This window comes from Paenibacillus sp. JQZ6Y-1, assembly GCF_040719145.1.
Taxonomy (GTDB): domain Bacteria; phylum Bacillota; class Bacilli; order Paenibacillales; family Paenibacillaceae; genus Saccharibacillus; species Saccharibacillus kandeliae.
In genome coordinates this window covers 708091-726801 of the sequence record NZ_JBFDUZ010000001.1, presented here as the reverse complement: position 1 = coordinate 726801, position 18711 = coordinate 708091, and the positions used below count along the sequence as shown (strand labels likewise).

Annotated in this window: 16 protein-coding genes; 3 read left to right on the top strand and 13 right to left on the bottom strand. The window is 47.2% G+C overall.

Annotation, left to right across the window (positions count from 1 at the left end):
* Window positions 1-7: 7 nt before the first annotated feature.
* Entirely contained in the window at window positions 8-727 is a 720-nt protein-coding gene (locus tag ABXR35_RS03255) for a DUF2161 family putative PD-(D/E)XK-type phosphodiesterase (protein ID WP_367055356.1), read from the top strand.
* Between the two features lie 206 nt (window positions 728-933).
* Here ABXR35_RS03255 and ABXR35_RS03250 read toward each other — a convergent pair whose 3' ends face one another.
* Both ABXR35_RS03250 and ABXR35_RS03245 read right to left on the bottom strand, forming a co-directional pair.
* Entirely contained in the window at window positions 934-2154 is a 1221-nt protein-coding gene (locus ABXR35_RS03250; RefSeq protein ID WP_367055353.1) for an aminotransferase-like domain-containing protein, read from the bottom strand.
* 33 nt (window positions 2155-2187) lie between these two features.
* A complete protein-coding gene (locus ABXR35_RS03245; RefSeq protein ID WP_367055350.1) occupies window positions 2188-2961 on the bottom strand; it encodes a response regulator in 774 nt (257 codons plus the stop codon).
* A gap of 468 nt (window positions 2962-3429) precedes the next feature.
* Here ABXR35_RS03245 and ABXR35_RS03240 point away from each other — a divergent pair, with 468 nt between their 5' ends.
* Complete coding sequence (locus ABXR35_RS03240; protein ID WP_367055347.1) at window positions 3430-3837, top strand: hypothetical protein; 408 nt, start codon at window positions 3430-3432, stop codon at window positions 3835-3837.
* Window positions 3834-4901 carry a phosphodiester glycosidase family protein gene (locus ABXR35_RS03235; RefSeq protein WP_367055344.1) on the top strand — a complete coding sequence of 356 codons (1068 nt, stop codon included), beginning with the start codon at window positions 3834-3836 and terminating at the stop codon, window positions 4899-4901. Before ABXR35_RS03240 ends, ABXR35_RS03235 begins: the two co-directional genes overlap by 4 nt.
* Before the next feature lie 171 nt (window positions 4902-5072).
* On the opposite strand, the gene ABXR35_RS03230 is transcribed toward ABXR35_RS03235, so the two are convergent.
* From ABXR35_RS03230 to ABXR35_RS03180, 11 genes are all read right to left on the bottom strand, one after another.
* Window positions 5073-5327, bottom strand: coding sequence for an AbrB/MazE/SpoVT family DNA-binding domain-containing protein (locus ABXR35_RS03230; RefSeq protein ID WP_188773877.1), 255 nt, complete (start codon window positions 5325-5327; stop codon window positions 5073-5075).
* A 214-nt stretch (window positions 5328-5541) separates the two neighbouring features.
* Window positions 5542-6006: a tRNA (uridine(34)/cytosine(34)/5-carboxymethylaminomethyluridine(34)-2'-O)-methyltransferase TrmL gene (trmL, locus tag ABXR35_RS03225; RefSeq protein ID WP_367055341.1), complete on the bottom strand. Its 465-nt coding sequence runs from the start codon at window positions 6004-6006 to the stop codon at window positions 5542-5544.
* 160 nt (window positions 6007-6166) lie between these two features.
* Window positions 6167-7255: a 3-phosphoserine/phosphohydroxythreonine transaminase gene (serC, locus tag ABXR35_RS03220; RefSeq protein WP_367055338.1), complete on the bottom strand. Its 1089-nt coding sequence runs from the start codon at window positions 7253-7255 to the stop codon at window positions 6167-6169.
* A 387-nt stretch (window positions 7256-7642) separates the two neighbouring features.
* Entirely contained in the window at window positions 7643-9067 is a 1425-nt protein-coding gene (gene glnA / locus ABXR35_RS03215; protein ID WP_367055335.1) for a type I glutamate--ammonia ligase, read from the bottom strand.
* Window positions 9068-9914: 847 nt separating this feature from the next.
* The gene (gene aroF / locus ABXR35_RS03210) at window positions 9915-10979 is read right to left on the bottom strand and encodes a 3-deoxy-7-phosphoheptulonate synthase (RefSeq protein WP_367055333.1); all 1065 of its coding nucleotides are present in this window, start codon (window positions 10977-10979) and stop codon (window positions 9915-9917) included.
* A 416-nt stretch (window positions 10980-11395) separates the two neighbouring features.
* Window positions 11396-12370 (bottom strand): 4-hydroxy-3-methylbut-2-enyl diphosphate reductase, encoded by a 975-nt coding sequence (locus ABXR35_RS03205; RefSeq protein ID WP_367055330.1) that lies wholly within the window; start codon window positions 12368-12370, stop codon window positions 11396-11398.
* Window positions 12371-12564: 194 nt separating this feature from the next.
* On the bottom strand, window positions 12565-14190 hold the full coding sequence (locus ABXR35_RS03200) for a sensor histidine kinase (RefSeq protein ID WP_367055327.1): 1626 nt from the start codon (window positions 14188-14190) through the stop codon (window positions 12565-12567).
* A 16-nt stretch (window positions 14191-14206) separates the two neighbouring features.
* The gene (locus tag ABXR35_RS03195) at window positions 14207-14896 is read right to left on the bottom strand and encodes a response regulator transcription factor (RefSeq protein WP_367055324.1); all 690 of its coding nucleotides are present in this window, start codon (window positions 14894-14896) and stop codon (window positions 14207-14209) included.
* Window positions 14897-15044: 148 nt separating this feature from the next.
* Window positions 15045-16760, bottom strand: a complete 1716-nt coding sequence (locus tag ABXR35_RS03190) for a S1C family serine protease (RefSeq protein WP_367055321.1) — start codon at window positions 16758-16760, stop codon at window positions 15045-15047.
* 252 nt (window positions 16761-17012) lie between these two features.
* Window positions 17013-17678, bottom strand: coding sequence for a response regulator (locus tag ABXR35_RS03185; RefSeq protein ID WP_367055318.1), 666 nt, complete (start codon window positions 17676-17678; stop codon window positions 17013-17015).
* On the bottom strand, window positions 17641-18711 hold the full coding sequence (locus ABXR35_RS03180) for a sensor histidine kinase (protein WP_367061136.1): 1071 nt from the start codon (window positions 18709-18711) through the stop codon (window positions 17641-17643). Before ABXR35_RS03180 ends, ABXR35_RS03185 begins: the two co-directional genes overlap by 38 nt.

Below are 18711 nucleotides of genomic sequence, written 5' to 3'. Positions count from 1 at the left end.
TTCCATTATGGCTGTTCAAAAAGAAAGCGAATTGTATCTTCCCATCAAGCACTTTTTCGCCCTTCAGGGCTACGATATTAAAAGCGAAGTCCGGCATTGCGATCTGGTCGGCACGCATCAGAGCGATCCCGAACCGCTCATTATCGAGATCAAAAAGACCTTCAATCTCGCCTTAATCCTGCAAGGATTGGAGCGGCAAACGCTCAGCAGCAATGTATACGTCGCCGTCGAACGCAATCGCGCCAAAAAGGGAGCACACAACCAGCGCTGGAGCGAGCTGATTCAGCTCTGTCAGCGTCTACAGCTCGGTCTGATCACCGTTACCTTTTACCAAACAAAAAGCCCACTCGTCGAGGTTCTGTGCACGCCTGTGCGGAGTAATGCACCCATATCATCTCCACGCAAAGGCAGCAAACGCGCGCGCCTTGCCAAAGAACTCGCAGAGCGCAGTGGTGACTACAACCTCGGCGGCAGCACCGGTGTTCCACTCATTACCGCGTACCGTGAAAAGGCGCTGCGCGTCGCTCATGCACTCGGCGATCAGGAAGCCATCTCCCCCGCCACCTTGCGTCAATCGAGCGGCGTACCGCTGGCGGCATCCATTATGCAGCAAAATTACTATGGTTGGTTTGAACGTATCGCACGCGGACAATACCGCCTCACTGCATCCGGTAAGCAAGCGTTGCGCGATTATGAGCACATTATTCAGCGCTTTGGGCAGCTGTAATATACAAGCCTGTGCTGTACCAGCCATATTCCTCCTAGTATCATCCCAACCAATATAACATCCGGCAAAAGAGAAACAGGAATGACGTGAACAGTTCTTCATCCACGTCATTCCTGTTTCTTCTTCGTTGTATGTCTATGTATAACCCGCCTGCTGTCAGCCCTGCTCCATACAAAACAGGGCTTATTCGCATCCATTGTAACGGATCAGCGGCTTCGCAGTTCAGCAATCTCTTCTGAGATCAGATTCATGCCTAGCAGCAATTCCTCACGCCCCGGATGGCTAAAGTTCAAGCGGATATTGCTGCTGCCCTGTCCATCCGCATAACAGCGTTGACCCGGCAAAAAGGATACCCCTCTTGCCAATGCACGACTTAGCAATTCCTCTCCATCCAGTCCATCCGGCAAACGCGCCCACAAAAACATCCCACCAACCGGCATCTCGACTTCCGTACCGCGCCAGTTCGGACGTTTTAGCAATTCCAGCATCAGCTTGAGCCGAATCTCATACTCCCGATTCAGCATCGTAATATGGCTGTCCCAGTCAAAACGCTGTGATTGCAGCAACCGCAGCAGAATCGCTTGGTTCATCGTACTGGATTGCCAGTCTGCCGTCTGCTTGGCTGCCGACAGCACCTCAATCAGCTGTGGATCACCGGCTGCCCAGCCGATGCGTAGCGCCGGTACAATCGTTTTGCTGAATGAACCGATATACAGCACATGATTCCCATCCTGCTCGCGATCCAGCTGAAATAAACTGGGATAGCGACGACGGAACGAACGCACCTGCTCCGATCCAAAATGCAGATCACCATACGCATCATCCTCTGCAACCAGCAGCTCATGCTGGCGGCAAAGCTCCAGCACCTGACGACGACGCTCTAGACTCCATGCACGTCCGGTCGGATTGCCGAAGTTGGGCGATACAAACAGCAGCTTAGGTTGATGGGTAGCAATCAATTGCTCCAGATGCTCCGGCAGCATACCGTCGGCATCACAATTCACGTGCACTACCTTTGCCCCTTGCAAATGTAGCACCTGCAAACAACCCGGTGGCGCAGGTGATTCAATCAGCACCACATCACCACTATTTACATAAATACGCACCAGCAAATCAATCGTCTGCTGGCTACCGGACGTAAGCAAAATATGAGAAGGATCGACAACCAGCTTTTGATCCTTTTGCCAGCGGGTGTGCAGCCATTCCCGCAATTCAGGCGAACCGGCTACATCTCCGTACTGCAAATCAAGCGGACCTGCCGAAAATACCGCCCCTGCCGCTTCACCTAGTTGGGAAAGCGGGAACAACTCTTCAGCCGGCAGCTCTTCCGCAAGCGAAATCCAAGATTCGCGACGCTGATTGTCCGCAGCCGGTCTGACTGAAAATGGCGGCATTTTGCCAACCCTGGATGCAAATGAAAACTTCACCGTTCCAGCCTCCTGTACGATGCTTTTTCAAGATCATACACCTGAACTTGAATCGAGGGCAACCTTTTTTGCGGCAGCGGCGGGTGAAAGTGGAGTTACATTATCAAGCGTTACGCCCGATTCCACGGTTGCGACACTGGGATGACTCTCCAGCGCTCCTTTGAATGAAGCAGTATGCGAGTACAGCGTATATTTTTCAATCGCCTGCGCACGGCTGCCAACGCCAAGCTTGTCATAAATTTTGCGTAAATAATTATCCACAGATCGCCGACTTACACGGATCGTCTCAGCGATCTTGTCGTAGGTAAACCCCTGTGTAATCTGTGTCATGATGTTATGTTCCAGTGGAGACAATTCAAAATAACCATCGGTCGGTATTTGGGCAGGTACAGGCACAACGCCCTGACTGAGCCATGACAACGGAATTACTGTTAACCCTTGACGCAAACCGCTGATCAGATGCAGCAATTGGGCAGGCGACGATTCTTTGGACAATACACCGCTTGCGCCCATACTCATCAATCCGGCAAACAGCGATAGATTGTTATCTCCGGTCAATACAATCACATGGCTCTGCTCATTACTACGCTTGATCTGACGCAAATATAATTCTGCATTACCTTCCGGCAGCGAATCATCCAGCAAAATCAAATGCGGTTTGACACGCGTAGCCAATTTGAGCCCTTCTTTGACTGAGCTTGCCGTACCGACAACACTCAGATTGTTGGTCTCTTCCAGTATCAATTTGGTTCCCAGCATTAATGCGGGATGATTATCAATAATGATAACCTTCCAGGTACTATTCATCGGAGCACTTCCTCCCTGCTTCAAGCATTGATCCTCGTTGGGACTGTATAGTTACTATCGGCTACGTGAAGACTATTTTTAATCCTATCTTTTTCTTTTCTTCATTTAAAACGGTCAAAACATGCCTTCCCATTGTCTGCTACCATCCTACCTTCCGACGATACGGACGTTATAGCCGCAGCATCGCTTCCTCTCCTATCATCGTTTATGCCCTTCTAGATATAGGTTGCCAAAATGGGTAAAATAGATGCGAAACTATTCGCGTCTGCTCGCCTTTGACGCTCCAACACTATGCCGCTCCACTGCCAACGTGCATTCCTTGGCAAAATCATATGTGCTATTTTGCAAGGACAACACTAGTACATTTTCAGAACCTACTCAGCCCATTCGCGGAAATGGACGCTCCCTGTTCGCCATGTTAAAATGGACGATATTCTTCAAACTATTGTATGTACCGAGGTGATACTTATGGATTCAAAAGCAGAGTCTAGCCAGCGTGTGACATCACGTATACAGACCTCCAAAGGGTCCTCTGCCAAATGGTTTTTGTTGTTCTGGATATTGATTATAGCCATCGGCGCTGCCGCTGCCTACCTATATAGCAATCATGTAAAACAGCAGATGATTACAGCCATCAAGGCGGATACGGAACGCCAGATTGCGGCGCTGCAAACCGATTACGAAACTCGACTGAATGGTATGTCCAAAGAAATGAACGAGCTGCAAAGCAAAGTCGACTCGTTCAATGAACTGCTGACCTTTACCAAAGATAATGCCAGCAGCAAAACCGACAACAGCAACAAGCTGTACACTCAGTTAAATGAAGTACAAAAGCAATTGAATACTTTGCAAAAGAAAATGGAGTTGCTCAAATGACGATGCGTGTCAAAACTGTTAATCGTTTCTTCCTGCTGGCACTCGCTCCTTTTATCGGGCTGTTGATCGTCATGCTGCTGCAACCGAAGCAGCTGACTGTATCGCTAGATTTGGATACGTATAAGCCGCAAACCACACTGACGAATCAATCTACCTCTATTATGAATGGATTGGATCAAGCGGAACAGGTAGCGGCGCAAACATCGGCGTCGATTGAAAAAACAACGCGTCTGTATAATCAGACAACCGCCACCATGTCGTCCATCGTACAGTCTGCATCCACACAAGCTGCCAAGCCAGAGCAAATCTACAACAAGCGCATTACATCCAAGCTGGGCGCCGCTGCTGAGCGTGTGAACAGCGACCGGATTCATATTGAGCTGTTCCGACTGAATCCCGGCTCCTACAAGGCGTACGCGATGAAGATCAAGCTACTGGACCCGGGTGCGATGAAAATGACCCTAGGCAAAGACACTTTCGGCGGTGCAGAAACCACGATGACTGCGGTGCAGCGCTATGGCGCTATCGCTGGTATTAATGCAGGCGGATTTGCCGATTCCGGTGGTAAACGCTATCCGCTCAGTACAACCGTGCTGGATGGCAAATATCTTAACGGCTTTCAGGCGACATTCAAGGACCTGTTTTTCGTAGGTCTGAATCGCTCTGGTCAGCTGATCGGTGGCAAATTCAACAGTCAAGCAAATCTGGATGCGCTCAGCCCGTCGTTTGGCGCTTCCTTTGTCCCTGTATTGATCAAAAACGGGAAAAAGGTCGCGATCCCTGACAAATGGCAAAAAACGCCGTTACGCGCTCCTCGTACCGTGATCGGCAAATACAAAGACGACCAACTGATCATCATCGCTGCCGACGGCTACAACGAAAATGGCAGCTCTGGCGCTACGCTCAAGGAATTACAGGATAAGCTGTACAAAATGGGCGTTGTCGATGCGTATAACCTAGACGGCGGCGGCTCCACCTCGCTGATCTTGAACGGACGCGTCGTCAATCATCCCTCCGACGGCAATCTGCGTCCGGTGGCAACTAATTTCCTGTTCTTCAAATAAGCATGACACAGAGAAGCATGGAAATCTATTCCTTTGATCACTGCCCATTCAATAGTTGGCTGTAAAAAAAGACGATGAGCATATAATCTGCTCATCGTCTTTGTATATGGATCATGGTTTGCATATGCCGACTTGGTTCAAACATTCAAAACATGTTACTCATTAAATGAATTAGGCATTTTTAGGAATCAGGTTCATTTCTGTTACACATTGAGCACAAATGTAGCGATCTTTGAATTCACTTACTTCTTCCATTGAGCCACAAAATACACATTTCGGACGATATCTTTCCAAAATAATATGATCGCCCTGTACCAGAATTTCGACCGGGTCACCCTCGTTCATTTGGTATCTTTTACGCAGAGACTTAGGTAACACGATTCTTCCCAATTGATCAACTTTACGTACAACGCCTGCCGGTTTCATACAATTAACACCTCTCTAATTATTGATACTGGAGCACGATATATGTGCTCACCCAAGTGAAGGAAGAATATAGGATCATAAAATTTGGAATATCAGCTATATATTCTCTATTCCACTCTCCACATATATTCTCCGCTTACTTGTTGAATCCTGCTAACTTTTACTAATTTCGCTTCCTTCTTTTAGAAACCAAGTTTTTCTCACCGACTACCCTTTAATCGAGACCGGGAAAATCCAGCTGCCGAAGCGCCTCATAAACAATAACGGCTGCGGAGTTCGATAAGTTTAGCGAACGCACATCACCAGTCATTGGCATTCTTATGGCTGTATCGGGATTCGCCGCAATCAGCTCGGGCGGTAAGCCTTTGGTTTCTTTACCAAACACGAAAAAATCGCCATCCTGAAATGTAAAATCAGAGTATCTGTTTTTAGCCTTTGTCGTGGCATAAAAGAAACGATGACCTGAGTAGGACTTTTGAACCTCTTCAAATGAATCGTGGTGCTCAATATTGACTGCATGCCAGTAATCCAATCCTGCTCTTTTCAGCGTTGCATCATCTGTTTTGAAGCCCAACGGGTGTACAAGATGCAGGTGAATTCCCGTAGCTGCGCATGTTCTAGCAATATTGCCGGTATTTCCTGGTATCTCTGGTTCCACGAGTACGATGTGTAGTGCCATAGTTCTGTATCCACCTTTTATATAGTACTTTTTGATTATAACCGATTTCGGTAAATTGCGACAGCTTCTGACAAAAAATAGTTGAATATTTTTAAAAAAAGCCTTCCCAACGGGGAAGGCTTTACCTTTTTAACGCAATTTAGTTGCGAAAGTTGCTCACTTAACCGTGATTTTTCTGGAATTCTTTCATAAAATCGACCAATGCCTGACAGCTTTCGTAAGGAACAGCATTATAAATGGAAGCACGCAGACCGCCCACGCTACGATGACCTTTCAAACCGATCATACCGGCAGCCTCGGATGCCTTAACAAAGGCTTTTTCCAGTTCTTCCGTTTGCAGCCTAAAAGTAACATTCATCAGGGAGCGACTCGAAAAATCAGCAGCTCCTTTGTAGAAGCCATTGCTGTTATCGATCGCATCGTAAATCAGCGTAGCCTTTTGCTCATTCAGAGTAGCGATGCCTTCCAGACCGCCCTTCTCTTCAATCCATTTCAATACTTCATTGACCATATAGATCGCAAACGATGGCGGCGTATTGTACAGAGAGCCGTTGCTCGCATGCGTGCTATAACGGAAAATGGTCGGAATATGCGATGGCGACTCGTTAATCAGCTCCTCACGAGCAATGACAACCGTTACGCCGGATGGACCCAGATTCTTCTGAGCACCTGCATAGATCATACCAAACTGACTAATATCTAGCGGACGACTCAGAATATCACTAGACATATCTACAATCAATGGCACATCGCCCGTATCTGGAAACTCATAAAACTGCACCCCACCAATCGTTTCGTTGGAGGTAATATGCACGTAAGCAGCATTCTCTGGAATATCAAAGGTATCAAAAGCAGGTATTTTCATATAGTTGTCCGCTTTGCTGGAAGCAGCAACTTGCGTTTCACCGATCAACTTGGCTTCACTGATCGCTTTGCTTGCCCAGCTACCAGTATCTACATAGCTACCTACTTTCCCTTCCGTCAAAAGGTTCATCGGCAGCATTGCAAATTGCGTGCTTGCTCCACCTTGCAGGAATAATACTTTGTAACCCTTCGGGTTGCCAAACAGAGACAACAGACGCTGCTCTGCTTCGTTATGTACGCCCTCGTAGACAGCTCCACGGTGCGACATTTCCATAATGGACATTCCTGTACCTTCATAGTCTACAAACTGTTTCTGGGCGCGTTCCAGTACCTCCAGCGGCAACGCTGCAGGACCTGCATTGAAATTGTATGCTCTCTTGGTCATCTCTTTCTCCACCCTTTCAGATAACGCCTGCCATCTTTAACCCTGTAATGTAGTGATGTCAGGTTTATGGTAATTATCGCTATAATATCAGCAATTGCCAAACCGGGCAAGTGTCTTTTGTCATTGTATTCTGTGAAGCTTGTCCGAACAGCGTATAACACATTTTTTTAAAATCGTGCCTATTTCCGAACAAACCCTAATACAGCTCCAATTGCTATTCCGCTGTATTTATACCTTATCAATAAACGCTTTGACACAATACCTCTGTTGATAACAGGCTCCGCTCCGTTTGTTCATATCATTTAAAAAATCCCCCGGAAGAGATATTCCGGAGGATTGGGTCGGCGCATATGCCATGTACATCTTCATACTTAGGCTGGATGCCTATTAGCAATCGTAGTACAGGCTGAATTCGTGCGGATGTACACGGATCGCTACGTCTTTGGCTTCAGCACGTTTGAACGCGATGTAGTTAGCGATAAAGTCTTTAGTAAATACGTCGCCTTCGGTCAGGAACTCATGGTTTTTCTCCAGCTCATCCAGCGCTTCCTCCAGGGAAGCTGGTACGCTGCGGATACCTTCTTTGTCCGCATCGGACAGCTCGTAGATGTTTTTGTCGAAAGGACCATAGCCCAGTTCGCGAGGATCACGTTTGTTTTTGATGCCGTCCAGACCAGCCATCAGCATAGCGGAGAACGCCAGGTAAGGGTTAGCAGTGGAGTCCGGTGTGCGGAACTCGATACGACAGCCTTTAGGTGTTACAGCAGCTACTGGGATACGTACCGCAGCAGAACGGTTACCTTTGGAGAATACGAGGTTAACCGGTGCTTCGTAACCAGGAACCAGACGTTTGAACGAGTTGGTGCTTGGGTTTGTCAGTGCGATCAGAGCAGGTGCATGGTACAGGATACCGCCGATGTAATGCAGTGCCATTTCGCTCAGGTTAGCATAGCCACCTTTTTCATAGAACAACGGCTCGTCGCCATTGAAGATGGATTGGTGAACGTGCATACCGCTACCGTTATCACCAAACAGTGGTTTCGGCATGAATGTTGCTGTCTTGCCGTATTGTTGTGCTGTGTTGTGCACGATGTATTTGTATTTCAGCAGGTTATCTGCTGTGAATTTCAGTGTATCGAAACGGAAGTTGATTTCCGCTTGGCCAGCTGTTGCTACTTCGTGGTGATGGCGCTCGATTTTCAGACCAGCTTCTTCCAGCAGGCGACACATTTCGCTGCGGATATCTTGCTGAGAGTCAACAGGAGCAACTGGTACATAACCGCCTTTTTTGCGGATTTTGAAACCAAGGTTGCCGCCTTCTTCTTTACGGTTCGTATTCCAGAAACCTTCGTTGGAATCTACGGAATAAGCGGATACGTTGATATCGCTTTGGTAACGAACATCGTCAAAGATGAAAAATTCGGATTCAGGAGCGAAAAATGCCGCTGTACCTACACCGCTGGATTGCAGGAATTCTTCTGCTTTCTCGGCGATACCGCGTGGGTCACGCTCATAGCGCTCGCCATCTGGTGTGTAGATGTTGCACATTACGTTGATTGTCGGATGAGCGGTAAACGGATCGATAAATACAGATTCAGGATCCGGCATCATAACCATATCGGACTCTTCAATACCGCGGAAGCCTGGAATAGAAGAACCGTCAAACGCTACACCATTCACAAAAGTATCCTCATCAACTTCGCTAGATGGCAGTGAAATATGGTGTGCACGTCCCGACAAATCTACGAAACGGAAATCGAACCACTCAATATTGTTTTCCTGTGCGAGCTTCAATACATTTTCTACCGGCATTTGTACTTTCCTCCCCAAATTTCCGAACATTACAACTTTTTCTAAGGTTCAATGTTCATTTTCTCGTTTTTTTTCTGTCGTCATTATAAAACCTTAAACCTAACATCGTCAATAGCCATGTAATATATTTCTGGCTGAAATGTAAGATATGCTTACACTTCTTAGCTTACCAAAAAAGAATTATACTCGTCAATCGGCGATTACAATATCCTGACTACTGATGGTATGTATCAACCGCTTTAAAGCGTCAAACCAGCAATATATTTAAAAGGCATATTACTCCTTTCATGCGCAAACTACAAGTCGAGCATCTATATACACTCATTATGAAACAGCTTACATTGCTATTTTGAGACATCGATGGACACAACAAAAAGACCGCCATCCCTTGATCTGGCGGTCTTTTTGTTCTCACGATTTGTGATTAATGTCTATTTTTTTGCACTTGTTGTAAAAGGGCGTAATGGGAGCAGAAATCGCTCTTACATTCCTCTTTTATATGCTCATTGTCCATCCACTTATAGACATCTGGCTTTCTATTCACATCCGCCTTTTTTACAAGAATTCGATATGTGAAGCTCCCCCCCAATCATAAGATTCCAATGCACACCAAAAAGCCGAAAATGATGCACTCTCTTCGGCTTTGGCTATTTATATTGATTGCTTACATATCTACAAGAGCAGCCTATATACCTGCAAGCATGGCACGTCTACTACACTCATGGGCAAGAATAACATGCCTACCCGCAAGGATAGCCCCTATCCAATGCCATGCCCTTTTCCTAATCAATATGCGTGTTAGTTATCGTTCTAGAAACGATGAGTATGCTTATTTAGCATCCTGATGTTAAGACTGCACAGAAGTTGCAAAAGCTGCTGCTGGTGCTTTTGGCGTATTGAAGCTTTTGCCAATGATTGGAGACAGTTGTTCCAGCTGACGCAGCAAATTGGCAAATTGATCTGGGAACAGCGATTGAACGCCATCGCCGGTCATAGAGTTGTCTGGATCTGTGTGCATTTCGATAATCAGACCGTCTGCACCTGCTGCTACCGAGGCACGCGTCATCGGTTCTACCAGCTCACGGCGACCTGTACCATGACTTGGATCGGAAATGACCGGTAGATGACTCAGCTGTTGTAGCACGGGAATGGCTGACAGATCGAGCGTATTACGGGTGTACGATTCAAATGTACGAATACCGCGCTCGCACAGCATTACATCGGGATTACCGCCTGCCAGAATGTATTCCGCAGCATTCAGCAGCTCGTCATAGGTTGCGCTAAATCCGCGTTTCAGCAAGACTGGCTTACGAATCTCACCTAGCTTACGCAGCAGATCAAAGTTCTGCATATTGCGCGTACCCACCTGTAAAATATCTGCGTATTCCGCACAAATATCAACATACTCTGGTGTCATCACCTCGGTGATAGTCAGTAGACCATGCTTTTTGCCTGCTTCTGCCATCATAATGAGACCTTCCACACCTACGCCTTGGAAGCTGTATGGCCCAGTACGTGGTTTAAATGCACCACCGCGCAGCACCTGACCGCCTGCGGCTTTAACCAGACGAGCGATTTCGTCAATTTGCTGTGGCGATTCTACTGCACAAGGACCACCCATCACGACCAACTCTCCACCACCGATAGTCACATCGCCGATACGAATGACTGTATTTTCAGGATGAAATTCACGGCTAGCAAGCTTGTAGGATTTGGACACTTTGTTCACTGACTGTACACCACTCATCTGTTGCAAACGTTCAACCAGCGCTGGTTTCACCGAGCCGATCATACCAACAACGATACGATCCGCCGCATGTGACACATTCGCCTGCACGCCTTCTTGTTGTATCAGTTCTACAATCTGGTTCAATTGCTCCTGCGATGTTTGTTTAGATACATGGATAATCATAATAAATCTTCCTCTCCTGTGGGATTGTATAGTTTTGAACATTACGATTGTTAATACAGATCATGGATTACGCTTCGTACTATAGCATTCATGCAAATGAATCGTTCGCATTCACTTTAACGATTTTGTGCTTTTTAGCTTACACGCTTTTAAGCTTTTAATCACTAAAGTAAATATACAGCTTTTACTTGTTCATGTCAATGATTCTAGTTGTGACGAAAATGCAACACCATAGGTAGATCATCCAACGTAACATATAGACATACAACAAAAAGAACCGTGTCTCACCCAATAGGGAAGAGCACGGTTCTTGGACTATATACGATTGAGGGAATTTGGACTTATGATCTATGATCCATCTTTCCATTCGTGTTCAATCGTCTATACGCTTGTGTTCAACTGCCTGTGAGCGCTGTTTAACGGCGAACCGGCTGATTGGTTGTTCTGCCTTTTTTCTCGCGTGCTGGCGGCAGCAGACGGTTTGGGTTCACAGTACGAACGATCTCCCAAGTGGAAGCATCGTCGTTATCATACTTTTCCAGATACCCGATCACTTCTTTGGTAATTGGTGTTGGGGTGGATGCACCTGCTGTAACGGCAACTCTGGATTTACCGATTAACCATTCCCGTTTCAGCTCTGTAATATCAGAGATTCGATAAGCCGTAACACCAGCGATTTGCTCCGATACTTGAGCCAGACGGTTCGAGTTATTACTGCGTGGATCACCAACTACAATAACTAGCTCAGCCTGTCCAGCTTGCTCAGCGACCGCTTCCTGACGAACCTGAGTAGCCAAGCAAATCTCGTTATGCACTTCAGCATGCGGGAACTTCTCCTGCAAACGCTCCATAATCTTACGGATGTCCCACTGACTCATCGTCGTCTGGTTGGTAATCAGAATGCGCTGTGCATCCACTTCCAGTCCGTCGATTTCCTCTTCCTTTTCGATCAGATGCACATAGTCTGGTGCAACGCCGATGGCACCTTCCGGCTCAGGGTGATTCCTTTTACCGATATAGATAACATGATAGCCTTCCGCTGTTTTCTCACGAATTAGGTCATGAGTGCGGGTTACATCAGGGCAGGTTGCGTCTACTGTAGTGAGCCCTTTTTCCCGTGCCACTCGGCGAACTTCTGGCGATACGCCGTGAGCGGTGAAAATGATCGTTCCGCTATCTACCTGATCGAGAATATCCAGACGATTCGGTCCATCCAGTGTTACGATACCTTGATCTTCAAAAGCTTTGGTCACATGACTATTGTGGACAATCATGCCAAGTATATAAATCGGTCGCGGCAGATCCGGGTTCTGTGCGGCCTGCTGTGCAATCACCATAGCGTCAACGACACCGTAACAGTATCCGCGTGGCGCAATTTTTACGATTTCCATGATGGGCTTAACACCTGCTTTCTGGGGTTTGCTCGCAATAGAGCAACAACAATTTCATTATACCTTATTGAGGCGGTGACAGGAAAGGCACAGCCGACGTTTCGGAACGTACGATTATCCGAATGTCAGCTGTGCCATGATGTAGATGCCTTCTTATCTGTTCCTAGATGGTTCGTCATGCCATACAAGGGAATTTAAAGAGAAAAAGGATAATCAGACTTATTGTCGCCTTTTCCGTTCTTTTCCGCTTGTTTTTCCGATTTCTTTTTCGCATCACGACGGCTTGGTTTACGCGTATCGCGATCTGGCTTCATTTCCAATATTTCTTCACCATCTGGTAATTTCTCCGCCAGAATCTCGCTCTCTACCGGTACCGCAGCTAGCGGTAGCCAGATGACAAAGGTCGTTCCTTTGCCTTTGGCGGTAACTACCTCTACAGAGCCTTCATGAGCATCGATAATCCATTTGGCGATAGACAGCCCCAATCCTGTACCCGGCGTTACACCACGCGATTCATCCGCCCGATAGAAGCGTTCAAAGATATGCGGCACTTCTTCCTGATCCATACCAATTCCGCTATCGCTAATCCGAATACCGATCTGATCTGGATACAAAACGGTATCCAACGTAACGATACCTTCCGGCGTATATTTAAACGCATTTTCAATAAAGATAAACAGCATTTGCTGTAAATAATCTTTGTTGCCATACACAAAGTACTCATGCAGCTGTGGCGAAACGTCTGGCTGCCAGTCGGCGCGGTGTGGAATAAACTGTGCTCGGCGTACCACTTCCTCCAGCAATTCACCTGCAGGCAATGCATCCTTCATGATCGTTTGTCCAGCATCAGCGCGTGCAAGCGACAGCATATCATTCACGAGACGACTCATCCGTTTGGCTTCGTCAGAAATGTCATTGATCGCTTCCATTGACAGCTCTTTTAGCATCGCTTCATCCAGATGCGGAGCTTCGTCTGGCTTTTTGTTCCATGCTTTTTGCAGCAGATCCACATTCCCACGAATCGTTGTTAGCGGTGTCCGCAGCTCATGAGACGCGTCCGATACAAAACGACGCTGAGCGGTGTAGGCTTCGGCAAGTTCTTTGTAAAAGACTTCCGTCCGTCCAAACATCCCGTTCACTGTACTGATCAGTTGACCGATCTCATCCGCAGGGCCGTCGTAATCAATACGCACGCTAAGGTCTTTTCCGTCCTGAATCTGGTTGGCAGCCTTGATGACTTTACCAATCGGTGCCATGGATTTGCGCGCCAAGAATAAGCCGAGCGTAAACGCAATAAAGAGCGTCGCCAGCGAGCCGACAATCAACGTGACACGCAAATCGCCAAAGAGTTGCTGAGAATCGGTCATATCAGTCGCAACAATACGCACACCCAATATTTGATTTTTGGGTCCGCTAATCGCTTGATCCAGATTCAGAATAGGCGAATAGTATACGAGATAAGTACGGCTTTTATATTGAACTTGTTGAGGCTCAATAGGAATTTTATTCACAGGCGGCGATTTAAAAAAAGAACCCGTATCGCTAAGTTCCAAAGACGAATCTGTATAATTGCCTAGCTTGACACGAAACCCTGCTTCCGTTAAACGATTGTGATCTTCCTGCGAAATCCACAATTGTACACGCGTACTATCGACAGGTACAGGCAAGATCTCCGTATGAGTCGCCTGATCGAGCAAACGGTCACGCAGGTCTTGATACGTATTAAAATAGACAAAGGCGTAAATGGCTACACTGAACAGCATCAATGTTACCGCTAATATGCCGGAATACCATACTGTCAGTCGCAAGCGTATTGACATACTGTCCGTCCTTTCCTTAGGTGTTGTTTCGCAGAATGTAACCGGCACCACGGATCGTTTGAATCAGGCGTTTGCCGCCATGTTCTTCCGTTTTTTGGCGCAGCATCGCAATATACACTTCAAGCACATTGGATTCGCCGCTATAATCATAGCCCCAGATTTTGTCCATGATCAGGTCACGCGAAAGCACACGCTTCGGATTTTGCATAAACAGATGCAGCAGTTCAAATTCCTTGGCAGTCAGTTCTAGTCGGTTGCCGTCGCGTGTCACTTCGCGCGCATCCGCATCCAGCGTCAGATCCTCAAAGCTCAATCGGTTACTGTTAGAGCTATCTGCATCCGGTTTACGGCGCAGAAGCGCCCGTACGCGTGCTAGCAGCTCCTCCAAGGCAAACGGCTTCACCAGATAATCGTCTGCGCCAGCATCAAGCCCTTTGACCCGATTCTCCACCTCATCCTTAGCGGTCAACATCAAAATCGGCACAGAAATGCCTGCTTCGCGCACACGGCGGCATACTTCAAAGCCATCCACTTGTGGCATCATCACATCCAGCACCATTAGCGCAGGATCATTTTCAAGCATTTTACTTAATCCTTCCGCTCCATTCGAAGCGGTCAATACTTCATATCCTTCAAATGCCAGCCCTCGGCGGAGCATGGAAATAATTTTTTCATCGTCATCAATAATTAGAATGGTAGGTCTCATGGCAGCTTCTCCTTTGATCGTCGTTCTGTAATGTGATTATTAGTCTTATTGTAACAATGAATTCAAAAATACACTATATGTGCTGCCCATACAAAAGGCGGAAAGGATACCCCTTCCGCCTGTTTGCTATATAAAATCGCGCTTGCGATTATTGATTGCTCTCTGTACCGGAAGTGCCTACGGTTTTCTCGTATTGATTGCGATCACCGATTGCTACTTTCAGGTCCATTTTCTTGCCATCACGGATGATGTTCAGTGTTGCATTATCGCCGACTTTTAGTTTTTGAATTGCGGCGATCAAATCTTGGCTATTGGTATAGGTAGTACCATTGATACCAGTAATGACATCGTACGAGCGCAGGTCAGCCTGGTAAGCAGGAGATCTGTACAGCACTTCGGTTACAACCGAACCGCTCGTTGTATCGATACCCAGCTGTTTGGAAATTTCCGGTGTCAGCGTCATCAGAGATGCGCCGATAAATGGAACCGGAGTTGCCGGAATTTCTTTCCCATTTTTCAGGTTATCTACGACTTTCGCAACCTCGTTGGACGGAATCGCAAAGCCGATACCTTGGGCATCTTCACTTACCGCAGTATTGATCCCGATCACTTGTCCTTGCATATTCAGCAGCGGACCACCAGAGTTACCTGGGTTAATCGAAGCATCAGTTTGCAGCAGATGCTGATATTTGGTCGATTCGCCGTTGGAAGCGTCAGAAGCGGTAATACTACGCTCTTTCGCACTCAGTACACCTGCTGTGACTGTGTGGTCAAAGCCCTGTGGGTTACCAATAGCTACCAACCAGCTACCGATGGCTACATTATCCGAGTTGCCCAAAGAAATGTAAGGGAAATCGGTTTGACCTTCGGTTGGCTCAATTTTCAGTACAGCCAGGTCAAGATCTGTGCTTTTGCCCATCAGTTTGGCTTCATACGGTGTTTTGTTATCTTCCAGTGTGACTTGAATGGTACTGGCATCGCCCACTACGTGAGCATTGGTCAGAATATAGCCGCTTTTATCGAAAATAAAACCGGAGCCAATGCCGAGCGGAGTCAAGCCGCCGGATGAACCACTGCCGCTACCGCCGCCATTGCCGGAACCTGAACCACCAGAGCCGCTGTCACCGCCACCGAACTGATCACCGAAGAAGAATCGGTACATCGGATCGCTATAATTCGGGTTGCTGCTGCTTCCGCCACCGGAGCTGGAATTGGTGTACGTTTCGATTTTGACAACAGCTGGACTTGCTGTTTTTACTACGTCCGCCACATCCGCTGATCCAGCAGGTAATGCTGCCTGTGTTACGGTGTTGCTTTCTGTTGGTGTCGCGTTCGTTGTAGATGCTGTGCCTGTTGTGGTTGCAGCAGCTTCACCGCCTGTAAACAGGTTCGCACGATCTGCACCATACATCCCACCAGTCATTAGGATCATGCCGGCAAGTACGGAAGCGATCACTGTTTTGACAGGGCTTTTTGGTTTGTTGTACTGGAATTGAGGTTTGCGGTTGTTTCCGTCATTGCCACCATATCCATTACCGTTATATCCGTTGTATCCGCCATTGCCGTTGCCGGTATTTTGCAGATTGTTGAGATGATCATTCTGCGAGTTGCTTTGCATCGCATTGTTGGAGTCCGCGCTGTAAATGGGACGAACTGGAGCAGGAGGCGTCACTTCTACCTGATGATCGGATGAGGTTGACGATTGCTCATTGTTGTTGTCTTTGTTGAGCGATTGAAAAGGACCGTATGAATAGTAGTGCGATTGCTCGCTAGTCGGTTCGTTTGAAGCAGGGTTTGCTGTATGATTGTTTTGGCCTGCATCGTTCTGGCCGTTATTAAACTGATTTTTGTTCTTATCTTCCATGAAGAAAACCTCCCAGATTCCCATGATATGAGTGCAATGCCTGTGTATCGGGTTACGTCTCATTTGGTACATTGTTATATTCGCTTATTAACCTTAACTTCACATTAAAATCAATTAAAAAGAAAATAAATCCTCGCCAGCTTGCCAAAATAAGTATGCAAAAACAGCAAAAAACCGCCAGTATCAGCGGTTTGATGGATTATGAACGTCATATGAATGAGATGTACAAGCCATTTTCGTATGAAATATAGCTTAATATTGCGTAACCCAACCTTTGCGATGCGCAAAAATCGCCAGCTGTGTACGATCTTCCAGCTCGCATTTCATAAGCAGATTGCTAACATGCGTTTTGACCGTTTTGATACTAATATGCAGTTCTTCAGCGATCTCCTTGTTGCTCAGCCCCTCAGCAATCAGCATCAATACTTCGCGCTCACGTGCGGTCAGATCGGATGATTCCTCCTGATTGGTGCTGCGCTGACGAAGCCCACGCGTCAAGGCTTGCGAAATATCGCCCGTCATAACAGGCATACCGCGACTGGCTCCTTGTAGGGCATAGATCAATTCTTCCGCAGAAACCGTTTTTAAAATATAACTGACTGCTCCCGCCTCAATCGCCTCGACGACCATTTCGTCTTCTAGAAAGCTGGTCAGAATCACTATTTTCAAATAGGGATATTGGCGTATCAAATGACGGGTTGCCTCGACTCCGTTCATGACTGGCATCATCATATCCATCAAAATCAAATCGGGCATGACTCCGTCCATTCCTTGCTCTAACAGCTGAATAACCTGTTGTCCATCCGACGCTTCGGCAATTACCTCAAACCGATCATCCAGCATGAGATACGTCTTCAATCCCATACGTACCATATCATGGTCATCCGCCAGCAATATTTTGATCTTGTCCACGCTCATCCGCTCCCCTGTTCTTATGTTCAAATGTCGGGATGTGAATACGGATCGTCGTTCCCGCTCCCGGCTTGCTGATAATCTCGGCTTGTCCGCCCAGCTTCTCCGCCCGTTCCGCCATAATTGTCAAACCATAGGAACCCTGCTTATGCAGTCCCATTTCAAAGCCGCGACCATCATCGCTAATATGTAATGATACATGATGACGCTCCTCCTGTAAGGATAGGCTCACAATCGAAGCGTCCGCATGTTTGACGATATTCGCCAGTGCCTCTTGAATAATGAGAAAAAGCTGACGCTCTTTGGCCTCAGTCAATTCTCCCATAAGCTCAATATCCTGAATCCCCTTCAAGCCGTTGTGACGGCAATAATCGGGAAACCATGTCTCTAGCGCCTCGGTCAACGAGCGATCTTCCAGCTCCATCGGACGCAGCTGGGTAATCAGCGCACGCATTTGCTTTTGTGCTAACTGCGACATTTGGATCAGCTGATCCATCACCAGTTTTGCCTGCTGCTCATTGCGCTCCAGCACCTTAGGCAGCGACGATGCGGACATATGAATCGCAAATAGCTGCTGGCTGACTGAATCGTGTAGATCGCGCGCCATGCGGCGACGTTCTTCGAGCACCGCCTGCTCGGTTTCACGCGTACGCTCCATAACCTCGCGCTCGCCAAGCTGCTGTAGGATGCGCATTTTGCGTTCTACCGTGCTCATCATTTCGTTAAATTCCTCATGCACACGGTTAAACGATTCATCCTCGATATGCCCCAGTCGAGCACCAAAATTGCCTTTTGCCACTTGGGTCATCTGTAAATGCACATTATCAATCCGCCGCTGTACCCGCTGACCGGCAACATAGCCGGCAATCAGCGAGATCGCGATCAGACCGATAAAATACAGATACCAATTGTCTGGCATAACGAGCAGATGATAATCTCGGCTTAGCGCAATATAGATAGTAAGTGTGGTCAAGACACCTACTGTACCGAAGAAGCCAATAAGCTCCCATTTGATATTTTTAAACCATTTTGTCCGCAT

Bases quoted from the DNA above. Each gene is read 5' to 3' on its own strand.
- ABXR35_RS03255 (WP_367055356.1), top strand. From the start codon at position 8: ATGGCTGTTCAAAAAGAAAGCGAATTGTATCTTCCCATCAAGCACTTT.
- ABXR35_RS03245 (WP_367055350.1), bottom strand. From the start codon at position 2,961: ATGAATAGTACCTGGAAGGTTATCATTATTGATAATCATCCCGCATTA.
- ABXR35_RS03240 (WP_367055347.1), top strand. From the start codon at position 3,430: ATGGATTCAAAAGCAGAGTCTAGCCAGCGTGTGACATCACGTATACAG.
- ABXR35_RS03235 (WP_367055344.1), top strand. From the start codon at position 3,834: ATGACGATGCGTGTCAAAACTGTTAATCGTTTCTTCCTGCTGGCACTC.
- ABXR35_RS03230 (WP_188773877.1), bottom strand. From the start codon at position 5,327: ATGAAACCGGCAGGCGTTGTACGTAAAGTTGATCAATTGGGAAGAATC.
- trmL (WP_367055341.1), bottom strand. From the start codon at position 6,006: ATGGCACTACACATCGTACTCGTGGAACCAGAGATACCAGGAAATACC.
- serC (WP_367055338.1), bottom strand. From the start codon at position 7,255: ATGACCAAGAGAGCATACAATTTCAATGCAGGTCCTGCAGCGTTGCCG.
- glnA (WP_367055335.1), bottom strand. From the start codon at position 9,067: ATGCCGGTAGAAAATGTATTGAAGCTCGCACAGGAAAACAATATTGAG.
- aroF (WP_367055333.1), bottom strand. From the start codon at position 10,979: ATGATTATCCATGTATCTAAACAAACATCGCAGGAGCAATTGAACCAG.
- ABXR35_RS03205 (WP_367055330.1), bottom strand. From the start codon at position 12,370: ATGGAAATCGTAAAAATTGCGCCACGCGGATACTGTTACGGTGTCGTT.
- ABXR35_RS03200 (WP_367055327.1), bottom strand. From the start codon at position 14,190: ATGTCAATACGCTTGCGACTGACAGTATGGTATTCCGGCATATTAGCG.
- ABXR35_RS03195 (WP_367055324.1), bottom strand. From the start codon at position 14,896: ATGAGACCTACCATTCTAATTATTGATGACGATGAAAAAATTATTTCC.
- ABXR35_RS03190 (WP_367055321.1), bottom strand. From the start codon at position 16,760: ATGGAAGATAAGAACAAAAATCAGTTTAATAACGGCCAGAACGATGCA.
- ABXR35_RS03185 (WP_367055318.1), bottom strand. From the start codon at position 17,678: ATGAGCGTGGACAAGATCAAAATATTGCTGGCGGATGACCATGATATG.
- ABXR35_RS03180 (WP_367061136.1), bottom strand. From the start codon at position 18,711: ATGCGGACAAAATGGTTTAAAAATATCAAATGGGAGCTTATTGGCTTC.